The following is a 13,054-nucleotide window of genomic DNA, read 5'->3' as shown; positions in this document are numbered from 1 at the left end:
ATATTATATTAATTTAATTAAATGAAAATCTATATTAAAATTTATCAAAAACTCGACGTCCTGATAAAATTTAAGCCACTAAGTTTAAAATTTATAAAATTATTATTTTATATCTGAAATTCATGCAGAAAAAACCTTGATTTTAATCTAGACTAAGCCGTTTTTTTATGCTATTATTCAAAATCTTAAGTAGAAATTAATTCTAAACAAAAGGTTAATCTCATGGATAGACGAGACTTTATAAAAAGCTCTGCAGCAGCGGCTGCCTGTAGCGTTGCAGGTATCAGCTTGCCTAGCAGTCTTAGTGCTGCGGACGAAGCTGAAAAAGGCTGGCGCTGGGACAAGGCGGCCTGTCGCTTCTGCGGCACCGGCTGTGGCATCATGGTAGCCACCAAAGACGGCAAGATCGTAGCGGTCAAAGGTGATCCGCTAGCCCCAGTAAATCGCGGTCTAAACTGCATCAAAGGCTATTTCAACGCCAAGATCATGTACGGCGCCGATCGCATTACCAAGCCTCTTTTGCGCGTAAATTCCAAAGGCGAATTCGACAAAAAGGGAAAATTTATCGAGATAAGCTGGCAAAGAGCGTTCGACGAAATGGAGAAGCATTTCAGGCGCGCCTATAACGAAGGCGGTCCCGAGGGCTTTGCCGTACTTGGTAGCGGTCAATACACGATCCCGGAAGGTTACGCCGCAGCAAAGCTAGTAAAGGCAGGCTTTCGCTCCAATAATCTCGATCCTAATGCTCGCCAGTGCATGGCTAGTGCTGTCGTAGGTTTTATGCAAACCTTCGGTATCGACGAACCTGCGGGCGTTTTCGACGATATCGAGCTAACCGACACCATCATCGCCTGGGGTGCAAATATGGCTGAGATGCACCCGATCCTTTGGTCTCGCGTCTCCGACCACAAGCTTCGCAACCCGGACCGCGTAAAAGTTATAAATCTCTCGACCTACTCTAGCCGCACTTCAAACATCGCCGATATCGAAATTATATTCCGTCCAAATACCGATCTTGCGATATGGAACTACATAGCACGAGAGATCGTTTATAACCATCCAGAGATGATAGACGAAAAATTTATTAAAGAGCACTGCGTATTCGCTACCGGTCCAGTAGATATCGGCTACGGCTTGCGAGAAGATATAAATCATAAAAAATACCGCAAGACCGAGCTCGATACTGCAGCCAAGCAAAAATCCAAAATTTTAAGCAAATCCGAGGGCGTTACCTTAGCATATCTGGGTATGAAAGAGGGCGACGTACTCGAAAACAAACACTCTGACAAATCAGATGCTCACTGGCTCATAAGCTTCGAAGAATTTAAAAAAGCGCTGGAGCCTTACACGCTAGATTTCGTAGCGCCTTTAGCTAAGGGTGACGAAAGTGAGGATTTAGAGGCGTTTAAGACCAAGCTAAAGCAGCTGGCAGATTATTACATCGAAAAGGACCGCAAAGTAGTAAGCTTTTGGACGATGGGCTTTAATCAGCACTCGAGAGGAACTTGGGTTAATGAGCAAAGCTACATGGTGCATTTCCTTCTCGGCAAGCAAGCTAAGCCGGGCTGCGGAGCGTTTTCGCTTACCGGTCAGCCTAGCGCTTGCGGCACGGCTAGAGAGGTGGGTACATTTTCTCACCGACTACCTGCCGATCTGGTTGTGGCAAATCCCGCTCACAGAAAGGTTTCCGAAAAAATTTGGAAGCTTCCCGAGGGCACGATAAACCCAAAACCAGGTGCGCACTACGTGCAGGCTCTACGCAATCTCGAAGATGGCAAGATAAAATGGATATGGGTACAGGTCAACAACCCGTGGCAGCAGATCGCCAACGCAAACCACTGGATCGCCGCGGCGCGCGAGATGGACAACTTCATCGTAGTAAGCGAGCCGTATCCGGGACTAAGCGCGAAGGTAGCCGATCTAATCCTACCAACCGCAATGATCTACGAAAAATGGGGCGCATACGGCAATGCCGAGCGTAGAACTCAGTGGTGGAGACAGCAGGTCCTTCCTGTGGGCGACGCAATGAGCGATACGTGGCAGATGTTAGAGTTTTCCAAGCGCTTCAAACTCAAGGATTTCTGGGACGAGACAAAGGTAAATGATAAACTTACGCTTCCAAACGTATTGGATAAAATTTCGGAATTCGGCTATACGCCAGATACTACACTATTTGAAGTGCTCTTTGCAAACAAAGACGCTCAGGCTTTCGCGGCAAAAGATCCGATTATGGCAAGCTTCGATAACTCCGAAGTAAACGGCGACTCTCGTGGCGTAATCGGCAGCGACGGCAAAGAATTTAAAGGCTACGGCTTTTTTATCCAAAAATATCTTTGGGAGGAGTACCGAAAATTCGGCACCGGTCACGGACACGACCTAGCCGATTTCGATACCTATCACCGAGTGCGCGGTCTTAGGTGGCCGGTCGTAGACGGCAAAGAAACGCTTTGGCGCTTTAACGCCCAATACGATCCTTATGCTAAAAAAGCGGCTCCGGATAGCGACTTTGCATTCTACGGCAACGCCAAAGCGGCGCTTCCTAGCGGTGATCTGAAATCCGCTACTTCAGGCGAAGAAAAAACAAGCCTTGCCAATAAAGCTAAAATTTTCTTCCGTCCATATATGGATCCTGTAGAAGTGCCAAGCGAGGAATATCCTTTCTGGTTATGTACGGGTCGCGTGCTGGAGCACTGGCATACGGGCACTATGACTATGCGCGTGCCGGAGCTTTATCGCGCGGTGCCTGAAGCAAGATGCTATATGAACGAAGCCGACGGCGCTAAAATCGGCGTACAACAAAACGAAATCGTCTGGATAGAGTCGCGCCGCGGCAAAGTCAAAGCGCGCGTGGACTTTCACGGACGTAACATTCCGCCGAAGGGACTTATTTTCGTGCCGTTTTTTGACGAGAAGGTTTATATCAACCGCGTCACGCTCGATCATACTTGTCCGCTTTCAAAAGAAACCGACTACAAAAAATGCGCGGTTAAAATTTACAAGGCGTAAATTATGGATAGGCGTGAGGTCTTAGGCATTCTTTCTTTAGCTGCGGGCGTAGGCGTTATGGGGCTCGGAGTCGCAAACTCTAGCGAGCACGCCAAACTCCGCCCGCCCGCAGCTATAGGCGAGAAAGAATTTCTTAGCAAATGCCTAAGGTGCGGGCTTTGTGTCGAGGCATGTCCATTTGATACGCTTAAGCTTGCAAGCTTTTGCGATCACGCTATTGCAAACGGCACGCCGTTTTTTATCCCGCGCGAAATTCCGTGCTATATGTGCGACGACATACCCTGCGTCGCAGCCTGTCCTAGCAACGCGCTAGATAAAAATTTAGTGAGCGAAAACTCTAAGCTAAATGTGCGTCTATCCAAAATGGGCGTTGCGGTCATAGATACCGAGCATTGCATCGCTTATGCAGGTATCCAATGCGACGCGTGCGTGCGAAGCTGCCCCGTGATGGATAAGGCACTTAGGATCGATTACCGTCACAACAACCGCACCGAAAAGCACGCCCTACTCGTGCCCGTCGTAGATAGCGACTACTGCACGGGTTGCGGTAAGTGCGAGCATGCCTGCGTCACGAAAAAGGCGGCTATCAGCGTCGTGGAGCGCGAGCGCGTCATAGGAATTTCCAGCGATAACTACGTCAAAGGCTGGATCAAGGGCGACGACGCAAAGCTAAAGGACGCAGACACCAAAATCAAGCTCGATCCGCAAAAGAGTAAGGATTACTTAAACGAGGACGATCTAATGGAGGGGGGCTAGGCAATGAAATACACTATTTTAAGGCGTTTGAGCCAAATTTCTATTCTAGTCCTTTTTATTTTAGGAAATAATTTCGCCTTCAAAGCCGCGAGCGAAAACGGAATTTTATCAGGAATTCTAAAGGGCAATCTAAGCTCGTCGAAACTTTTCGGCACGATTAATCTAAGCGATCCGTTTGCGACGGCGCAGATGCTGTTAGCTAGCTTTTCTTTAGGCGCTACGGCGGTTATCGGAGCGCTTATCGTAGGAGCATTTTATGCGCTTATAGCGCCGCGAGTATATTGCTCATGGGTCTGTCCGATAAATTTGCTGACCGATCTTGCCGCCTGGCTTCGTAAAAGACTCGGCATAACGACTAAGATCGTTAGCGTAAACCGCAAGGCTCGCTACGTCTTAGCAGCGCTAGCGCTCATTTGCAGCGGAGCTTTCGGCTTTGCGGCGTTTGAGAGCGTAAGCTTTATCTCGCTTTTCGCGCGCGCCGTCATATCGCTGAGTGCCAGTGCATTTGCAATCGCGCTACTGATCGTAGTTTTTGAAATTTTCGCAGGCGATCGCACGATCTGTTCGCGGCTATGCCCGCTCGGCGGATTTTGGGCGGCGCTTAGCTATTTTAGCATCATTCGCATTCGCCACGAGGTTGATAAATGCACGATGTGCGGCAAATGCAAAATGGTCTGCCCCGAAGTTCAGGTGCTTAAGATGGTCGGGCGCGAAAACGGGCGCGTTAGCAGCGAGTGTATCAGCTGCGGACGCTGTATCGACGTATGCGACGACGATGCTTTAAATTTTAGTATATTAGGAGTGAAAAAATGAAAAAAATAGTTTTAGGCTTGGCTCTTGCATGCTGTGCGGCGCTATTTGCCGCGGACAAGACGGCATCTATAGATGCCGACAGCTTGGGCTTTATAAAAAGCGTGGACGAATCGGCGCAAAATAAAAATTCCCTGCCCGATTTCAAATATAGCGAGGATGCTCCAGGCGCCGCTTCGAAAATCGAGCGCAGCTTTGAAAACGCTCCGCCGCTTATACCACACAGCCTAGACGGGCTAGTGCCGATCACAAAGGATAACAATATGTGCGTAACCTGCCATATGCCCGATGTCGCTAAGGATGTAGGCTCTACGCCGATTCCAAAAAGCCACCTGGTGGACTTCCGCACGGGTGCGGATCTAAACGGCACGCTAGCCGAGCAGCGCTTCAACTGCACGCAATGCCACGTGCCGCAAGCCCAAACCGATCCGCTCGTTAAAAATAATTTTAAGGCTGATTTTAGCAGGTTTAGCGACGCAAATTCCACTTCTAATCTCATAGATACGCTAAATCAAGGCGCCGAGGTTGAGTAAGGAGCTGCGATGAAATTTTTTCCGCTGCTACTTTGCGCCTACTTCATCTATGCCAGCAACGGCGTTGCAATACCTAGTGGCGCTGTGGGCATAGATGCGCCTGCAAAGATCAAACACGCTAGCTTCATACTAGAGCTTGACGCAAATGTCGCGGTGCTAAAAAATCTAAACGGCGAAATTTACGCAGGGCTTGACAACGGAAAGCTCTATAAAATCACCATTAACTCCGCGGAGAATTCCGCGCGAAATTCTGCCGCTGGACAAAATTTCGCAGATCAAAATTCCGCGGCAAGCACAAGCATCAATTCCAATGCGGCGCAGAATTTCAATGCAAAAGCGAGCGTAAATTCTGCGGGAAATTCCGAGGCAAATACCACCGCTATAAATTCCGTAGAGAATTCCGCAGCGGCAAATTCCATAAAGCAGAATTCTGCCGAAAATTCTACGGCATTAAATTCCGCTCAAAATTCTATCTCGAATTCCGTGCCGGACGCAATCTCCAAGACGCTAATTTTCGCCCTGCCCTCATCCAAAAATTACCTAGACGAGCCGATGGGCGCTACCATATTCGACGTCGATAAACTAGGCGAAAAATACGCATTTTTGTATAATGGCGACGCGTTTAAAAAGATGCTTGGCGTGTTTGCAGGCGGCAAGATCACGCACTACAAATTGCCAATTACAGGGATTAAAAACGTCTATTTCTACGACGAAAATACCGTGATTTTGCTAGGTCTTGGTAGCGAAATTTTATACTTCGACCTACCTAGCGGCAAGGTAAGCTTCGAGCAAAAGCTCACCATCGCATCTTTGGGCGGCAGCGCCTACGACCGCGCTAGCGGGACGCTACTAATCTCGTGCGAAGGCGGCATCGTGTTTTATTTCGACGCGAAAGCGAAAAAACTTATGAGCCAAAAGTCCCTGCACAAGGACGGGATCTACTCCGTGGCGCTACTTGGCGATCGTATGATGAGCGGCTCGAACGACAAAGAAAGATCGTGCTACTACGAAAACGGCGATTTCGCTAAATTTTATAACGCCCATTTTGCAGTTTTTGCCGTAGCGCTAAGCCCCGAGCTAGGCGCTTTTACCGTTGGTAACGGCGTGCGCGTAATCGATAAAGCAGGCGAGATCGTCCGCAGCATCGAGCTGGACAACGACATCATCAACTATCTGCTTTTCGCAGGAGAGTATCTCGTGGGCTCGGGGTACAATAGATATATCTACTTTTGGGAGGTAAAATGAATATCTCAAGCGTCGTAATCTATCTAGGCGCAGATACCGACGTAGCGGCGTTTCGAAAGGAGCTGCAAAGCATCGGCGGCTGCGAGTTCGTAGCGTGCGAGGGCGGCAAGGCGGTCGCCACGATTAGCGTGGAGAGCTTCGATGACGAGATCGCCGCATTTCGCGCGATAGAGGCTATAAAGGGCGTAAGCGAGGCGATGATGATCTATTCTTACTCCGATCTGGACGCAGACATCACCGCGGCAAACTCCGACAACGGCGAGCAGATAATGCGCGAGCTGGACGAAAAAGACCCGAGCCAGATCAAATACGGCGGCAAAGTGCGGGTCTAAACCGCCGCCGCAAATTTTAAAATTTTACCGTCAAATGCAAATTTTAAAATTTCAAATTTAACTACCAAATTTAACTACATAATTTTAACCGCGTAAGCAAGCTTGGAATTTTTACAGTAAGTCGTTTGCTGCAAGCGCTGCGGATTATGGGCTCGTTAAGCTTGCATTGGATAATATAGCGCAATCTGCCCGAAGGAGTAAGCTTGCGCCTGAAATACCTTTGTATTATAGTTTTTCTGATCTGGCTTTGCATATTTATCGCCTTGCTGCCCACATATAGAATTTCAGCTATCTTAGAAGCGCTTGATTTTAGCGATAAAAATCTAACGCAAAAAGAGATCGTAGAGTTAAATTTAAAAGATTACCTAAAAAAGCTTCACTACTTAGATAATTATCCGCAAATAGATTTCGGCAAGATGGCGGATATTCACTTAGACAAAAACGGCTATGAGAGAGTAAGATTTTCATGGTGCAACGGCGATAAATACCCCGATGATAGATGCGAATTTTGGAAGCTGGATAAAAGGCTAAATTTTGATTATCTAATGGATTTGGGCTCTAAAATTTGCAAAAACGGCGAACCTATACAAAACGCCGAAGAGATTGTAGGAAACGACGAGGTTTTAAAGCTACGGCTCTTTTATCCTTGGGAGCAAAAGCATTTGATTGACGAAGATGGAAATTTTATAGAGAATTTTATATATATGAGGTTTGGAGATGGCGCCAACCACTCATTCGACCTATTTACTGATTTTGTATTTATAAGTAAAAATGACATACAATTACCAATTATGTACGAAACAAAAACTAAAAAATTTGACATAATTACTCCAGAAAACAGATGTTATAGGTGGCTTTTAAACTCTATATTTAGGGATATATTTTATCAACAAAAAAAGAGCATATACCCGTTTTGCTATAACTATAAAAAGATAATTGATGAAAATACGGATTGCAATAGAGAATATATATTTTCTTTCATTTCAATATACGACAAGGGGAGCAATCTCGATTATGAAACGATATTTTATAATAAAAATTTATACTATGATAAACATGAGACGGACATACTTTTCAAACAATACCAAAATTTAAAGAATCAAAAGAATAAGATAAATTTTAACTCGCAAGGAGAAGGCGACGAAAGTGGGTATTGAGTTGCTGGGCATTGCTTGCTAGAGCTGAAGTTAAAATTCTTTCTTTTATTAACGACTACTTTAAATTTAAACTCTAATCCATAAAATTTCGCCGCGCCGCGCGGTGTAGCTTAAAAATACTGCGCCGCCGCATGACGCGACCCAAAATAACCTCGCCGATACTCGCGATCTTTGCTCTAAAATTCGTCAAAGAGTGCAAGCAGCAGCTGAAATTAAAATTTGCCTTTAAATTTAAAGCCTTTAAGCCCGCGCAAAAGCGCGAGCGGATAAAAAGGCGCGAGGGCGCAAGAGCCGCAAGGGTATGCTTGGCATTGTGCTTTACGGGAGACATTTTCATAAATTTAAAAGCGCCCAGCGGCGCAAGCCCTACTCGAATTCTATCTTTTTTAGATAGTCGTATAAATTTAGCACAGCGATAAATAGCGTTAAAATCGCGGGCCCCAAGATCACGCCCCAGAACCCGAACGTGCTGATGCCCGAAAGCATCGAGAAGAAGATCAGCATCTCGTTGATATTTGCGGGGTTTTCGACCAGGCGCGAGTTGATAAATTTGATCACGAGCGGCTTTACGAAGCTGTCCGCGAGCGTTGAGATCAGTATCACGCAATACGCCATTATCACGATCGCGCCCGAAGTGCTGCCCCCCGCTAGTACGTATAGCGCGGTAGGCACGTAGATAAGCGCACCGCCGACTGCGGGGATGAGTGAGCAGAAGGCGAAAAGCACCCCCATCAGCAGCGCGTCAAAGCCGAAGATCCCTGCGATGATCGAAAACAAAAAGCCCTGCAATACGGCGTTGAAGATAGTCGAGTAAAACACGACGCTCATCGTATTTGCCGTCTCGGAAAAGATATAATCGATCTGTGCGGGCTCGACGGGTAGAATTTTTTTAAAAAAGCGCTTGAAGCTCTCGCCGTAGAGGTATGCAAAAAAGCAAAACACGATGATAAGCACCATATCTACGATAAATTTCGCGCTGGATTTACCGACGACCGAGAGATAGGAGATGATCTGTTTCGCTAAGCCCGCGACATCAAGGTTTGCCAAAAACGAGCGAAACTGCGTATCAAATTTTTCAAAAGGCCCAGGCAGCTTGATGTTTAGGCTCTGAACGTAGCTAAGCGCATCGTTTAGGCGCGCCATATCGAAGCTCGCGGCGTTTTTGGCGATCTCGATCACTGCGTAGATGAAGGGCACGAAAAAAAGCGCGCAGAGCAAAAATAGGCTAAGCACCGAGGCTAGAGTGCGCCTGCCGCGACACAGCTTCGTTACTTTAGCGTGCAGACCCGAGGTCGCCACCGCCATCAGTACGCCGATTGCGATCACCATTAAAAATGGCGAGAACAGATAGATCACGCAGCAAAACATCAGCAAGGTTGCGCCGATAAAAAATATCTTGTTCGTTTTCGCGCGCCCGCTAGCCTTGGCAAGACCTGCTTTCATACCCGCAGCGGCTCCCGAAGTGGCAGCGGCTCCCGAAGCGGCAGCGGCGCCTAATGCGGAAGCATTAGCCGAGAAGGTCTCGTTGGCTTCGGCAGCGTCGTTAAGCGCGGCTGCACCAGCAGATGAGGCTTTGTCGGTTGCGGTCCGGTTTTTGCTTTGATTTTCGGCAGCGGCTTCGATTTTGTTTTTGACGGTCGCTTTGGCTTCGGCGGCGGCTTGGATTTTGCCCTCAGCGTTATTTACAGTCTGATTTTCAGTGAAATTTTGAGCCTCGCCTTTAGCGTTATTCTCAGCGTTATTTTGAGCTATCTTTTCAGCCAGGTTTTCATTGCGGCTTGCGGCGTTATCTTTTGGCGTCGGCAAATTTTATCCTTTTGAAATTTGATGACGTATTTTATAAATTTTTTTATCAGATTTCGATTAAATTTTGAAATTTCATAGAATTTACGAGCAGCGTTCTCGCACATACAGCGCGCGACGACGCAACGGGTGTGTTTATTAAAATTTCGAAGTAAAATTTAAAAGACTAAAGGCGGCGGGCTGACACAAAGTGTACGCCCAAGCACCCGCCTAGCAAATAACCCATAGGCGGCACGCGACGTAAACACACCGCAAGAAACCTGCAAAGCCCGTTTAAATTTTAAAGGGAAAGCGACCGATAGAAATAATATTTTAAGCGCCCGCCGAGCCCGATTAAATTTCAAACTCGCAGATCACTCCTCAAACAGATTTCTCTCCGCGGTCTTTAGCACGCGACCGAGCGCCTCGCGCGCCTTATCGGTTGCGATGCGACCTTTGGCGGTCTTTTCGATGTAGCCGTTAGCGAGCAGATAGGGCTCGATGACGTCCTCGATCGTGCCCTCATCCTCGCTAAGCGCCGCCGCGATCGTGCTAAGCCCCAAGGCACGGCGCTTAGCGTCAAATAAAATTTCCAAATATTTTATATCCATCTCGTCAAAGCCCTGCTCGTCCACGCCCAGCGCCTCGAGCCCCTCACGCGCGCGATCGTGCGAGATAGCGCCCTCGTCGCGCACCTCGGCAAAATCGCGTATGCGGCGCAGCAGCCTTAGCGCAATACGCGGAGTACCGCGAGAGCGACGCGCGATCTCGGCGCTGGCGTCGGCCGCGCTCTCCTTCCCGAGTTTAACAGAGGCGATCTGCACTATCCGCGCAAGCTCAGCGTTCGTGTAAAACTGCAAGCGAAACTGCATTCCGAAGCGATCCCGCAGCGGCGCGGAGATCATGCCTGCGCGCGTCGTGGCGCCGATGAGCGTAAAGTGCGGAATGTCGATCTTGATGGTCTGCGCGGCGGGCCCGGAGCCGATGATGATGTCGAGGCGGAAGTCCTCCATCGCCGAATACAGCACCTCCTCGATCGCGGGGCTTAGGCGGTGGATCTCGTCGATGAAAAGTACGTCGCCGCTTTGCAGGTTCGTTAAAATCGCCGCCAGATCGCCCGCCTTTTCGATCATCGGCGCGGCGGTGACCTTGATAGCGGCGCCCATCTGAGCGGCGATGATATGCGCGAGCGTGGTTTTACCGAGCCCGGGCGGCCCGTAGAAAAGCACGTGATCAAGCACGCCAGCGCGCTTTTTCGCCGCGGCGATCGCGATAGCGAGGTTTGATTTGATCTTCTCCTGCCCCACGTAATCCTCGAAGCTTGACGGGCGCAGCGAGCTCTCCACGCTCTCATCGAGCTGCATCTTTTCGATCTCTACAATTCTGTCCATAATCTCTCTTTAATCGTTTTTAAAATTTTAGCAAGTGTAGCGAAAAATGGCTAAATTTTGACAATTTTAGCAAGGCGCCGTCTTTGCGAGCGAGATAAAATTTACGGTACGGAATTTTACGGTACGCGCTTAGGGTTGGGCTAAAAGCAGGCACCCGTCGCGAAAGACTGCGAAATTTTAGCGCGACGTTTTAAGACTACGCTCATGCCGCTACGCTCGCTATGCCTTAGTGCGGAATTTTATTGTGGCGGCTCCCAAACAGCGCGCCGAATGGTAACTGCGCTAAATTTTAATGCGTGGAATTTGATAGCGCAGAATTTAAGACTTTGGCGTTCGCGAGCGACGATTGCGGAGCAAGCGGTGCGAAATTTGAGCGCATAGAATTTAGAAGCGAAATTTAGCCGTTTGAAAAATACGCGAGGCTTTACAACGTGAAATTTGGCGATGGAATTTTACGATAGTAAATTCGGCGCCTGGAATTTTACAGCGAAATTTTGCAACGTAATTTTGTCTCGTAGAGCTTTGATACGGATTTTGTTTTTGCGGCAGCAAGGCTTTAAATCCCGCGCTTCAAGCTCCGCGGCACGCAGCAGGCTAAAATTCCGTCTCGCGTAGTCGGTTAAAATTTCGCAATAAATTTTGCGCAGAATTCTACGTAAAATCCTATGCAAAATCTACCTTGCGCACTTGCGCGGCTAGGTAAAATTTCGCGCGGAGTTTTGTCTTTCGCGACTGCTTGGAATTCGGCGCGGATTGTAAAATTTACCGCTAAGCTTAACGCGGGCTCGGGCGATTAAATTTAGCCGTGAATCTCACGACGCTTTATCGATCGCTCTCTTTGATCAAGACACTTTTATTGTCGTCGTCACTCTTACAAAGCACTCTATAATCTGATATTTCAATTGCGTATAAAAATACTACGCCGTCGCTTTGAAATTTTTTCGAGTAGCCCTTGGCATATAGCTCGGCGAGTTTTGGACTATTGAGAACATAAAATTCATAGCTATCGGCAAAGTGCTCCATATAGCTGTAGGTGATGCTCGCCCAAGGTACTCGGTTATCGCCGCTTCTATTTAGCACGATAGTTCTAGCGTTTATCGCCGCGAGCTTTGACTTTAGCTCTGCAAACGTCTTTTTGTCCCAGCCGATGAGCTTTAACCCCTCGCCTATGCTCGGCGCATTATCTTTGAAAATAGAATTTGAATAAAATTTCGTCTTATTGCCGTCCATATAGATCCAAATATACTCATCGCCGTAGGCACTTTCGATCATGACGCGCGAATTTTTAGGGAAGTTGCGACCTGCAAAAGCTAACAGGTCTAGGAATTTCTCGCGATTTTGCTCGTAATTTTGCATTAACGGGGCTTTATCCAGCTCCATATCATCTTTATCAAAGAAAGAATTAAACGCAAAAAATACCGCCAAAATCGGCAGTACCTTTACGCAAAAGAGCAAGCCCAGAGCCACGGCTATGACGATTTTTAAAGCTTTAGCCAAATTTTCTCCTTAAATTTTATAAGCCGTTTAGGCGTGACGGCCAATTTGCGGCGAGAGCAAAATTTAAACGCCCGCCGTGCAGCGTAAATTTTAAAATTTCAAATTTACGTCCAATTTTCTATTTTAAGCCCGCTTATATTTTTGGAATCTTTTTCGTTATTCGTAACGAACGTGCAGCCGCACGATAGGACATTCGCAGCGATCAACATATCCATGTCGCCTATTTTACGATTAGCCGCCGTTAGCTCGCGGCGTACCCGCGTAAAGTGTCCGCACAGAGTATCCGCACAAAACGCCTACAATTTCTCGCGCCGAATAAATTTTAAGCGGCGCGAGCTGTTTACGTAGTTTGCGACGCGCGAAAACGAAACATTGTTTTAAGACAAGCGGAACTTTATCGCTAGAATTTCGGCGCCTAAATTTTAAAATTTAATCCAAATCTCGCTACTGCCTATATTCAAACTCCTCGCTCGGGAAGCTCTCGTCCTTCACTTCGCGCGCGTATTCGCGCACCGCGCCTTTTACCAGCGCAGCGCCGTCTAAAT

General features: G+C 47.6%; 11 protein-coding genes and 1 pseudogene. 7 read left to right on the top strand and 5 right to left on the bottom strand.

Features of this window, described 5'->3' with window-relative positions; all coding sequences use genetic code 11:
* Nucleotides 1-222: 222 nt before the first annotated feature.
* The 7 genes from napA to Q0369_RS07015 all read left to right on the top strand — a co-directional run bounded on the left by napA (nucleotide 223) and on the right by Q0369_RS07015 (nucleotide 7,839).
* Nucleotides 223-3,006, top strand: coding sequence for a nitrate reductase catalytic subunit NapA (gene napA / locus Q0369_RS07045; protein ID WP_298097854.1), 2,784 nt, complete (start codon nucleotides 223-225; stop codon nucleotides 3,004-3,006).
* A gap of 3 nt (nucleotides 3,007-3,009) precedes the next feature.
* Nucleotides 3,010-3,762: a ferredoxin-type protein NapG gene (gene napG, locus Q0369_RS07040; RefSeq protein ID WP_298097851.1), complete on the top strand. Its 753-nt coding sequence runs from the start codon at nucleotides 3,010-3,012 to the stop codon at nucleotides 3,760-3,762.
* A gap of 3 nt (nucleotides 3,763-3,765) precedes the next feature.
* Entirely contained in the window at nucleotides 3,766-4,575 is an 810-nt protein-coding gene (napH, locus tag Q0369_RS07035) for a quinol dehydrogenase ferredoxin subunit NapH (RefSeq protein WP_298097849.1), read from the top strand.
* Nucleotides 4,572-5,105, top strand: a complete 534-nt coding sequence (locus Q0369_RS07030; RefSeq protein WP_298097846.1) for a nitrate reductase cytochrome c-type subunit — start codon at nucleotides 4,572-4,574, stop codon at nucleotides 5,103-5,105. Before napH ends, Q0369_RS07030 begins: the two co-directional genes overlap by 4 nt.
* 9 nt (nucleotides 5,106-5,114) lie before the next feature.
* Nucleotides 5,115-6,350 (top strand): hypothetical protein, encoded by a 1,236-nt coding sequence (locus tag Q0369_RS07025; RefSeq protein ID WP_298097843.1) that lies wholly within the window; start codon nucleotides 5,115-5,117, stop codon nucleotides 6,348-6,350.
* A complete protein-coding gene (locus Q0369_RS07020) occupies nucleotides 6,347-6,682 on the top strand; it encodes a chaperone NapD (RefSeq protein ID WP_298097840.1) in 336 nt (111 codons plus the stop codon). The genes Q0369_RS07025 and Q0369_RS07020 overlap by 4 nt, the downstream gene beginning before the upstream one ends.
* A gap of 203 nt (nucleotides 6,683-6,885) precedes the next feature.
* Nucleotides 6,886-7,839 (top strand): hypothetical protein, encoded by a 954-nt coding sequence (locus Q0369_RS07015; protein WP_298097837.1) that lies wholly within the window; start codon nucleotides 6,886-6,888, stop codon nucleotides 7,837-7,839.
* A 73-nt stretch (nucleotides 7,840-7,912) separates the two neighbouring features.
* On the opposite strand, the gene Q0369_RS07010 is transcribed toward Q0369_RS07015, so the two are convergent.
* The 5 genes and pseudogenes from Q0369_RS07010 to Q0369_RS11225 form a co-directional block, all read right to left on the bottom strand.
* Nucleotides 7,913-8,176 carry a hypothetical protein gene (locus Q0369_RS07010; protein ID WP_298097833.1) on the bottom strand — a complete coding sequence of 88 codons (264 nt, stop codon included), beginning with the start codon at nucleotides 8,174-8,176 and terminating at the stop codon, nucleotides 7,913-7,915.
* Between the two features lie 29 nt (nucleotides 8,177-8,205).
* On the bottom strand, nucleotides 8,206-9,645 hold the full coding sequence (locus Q0369_RS07005; RefSeq protein ID WP_298097829.1) for an AI-2E family transporter: 1,440 nt from the start codon (nucleotides 9,643-9,645) through the stop codon (nucleotides 8,206-8,208).
* Nucleotides 9,646-9,995: 350 nt separating this feature from the next.
* Nucleotides 9,996-11,012, bottom strand: coding sequence for a Holliday junction branch migration DNA helicase RuvB (ruvB, locus tag Q0369_RS07000; RefSeq protein ID WP_298097826.1), 1,017 nt, complete (start codon nucleotides 11,010-11,012; stop codon nucleotides 9,996-9,998).
* 822 nt (nucleotides 11,013-11,834) lie between these two features.
* Entirely contained in the window at nucleotides 11,835-12,509 is a 675-nt protein-coding gene (locus tag Q0369_RS06995) for a hypothetical protein (RefSeq protein WP_298097823.1), read from the bottom strand.
* 444 nt (nucleotides 12,510-12,953) lie between these two features.
* Nucleotides 12,954-13,054: pseudogene (locus Q0369_RS11225) on the bottom strand (3-methyl-2-oxobutanoate hydroxymethyltransferase); the annotation flags it as partial.

The sequence above is a fragment of the uncultured Campylobacter sp. genome, from assembly GCF_938030685.1.
GTDB lineage: Bacteria > Campylobacterota > Campylobacteria > Campylobacterales > Campylobacteraceae > Campylobacter_B.
The sequence above is the reverse complement of the archived record's forward strand: the minus strand, read 5'-3'. Positions and strand labels throughout refer to the sequence as shown.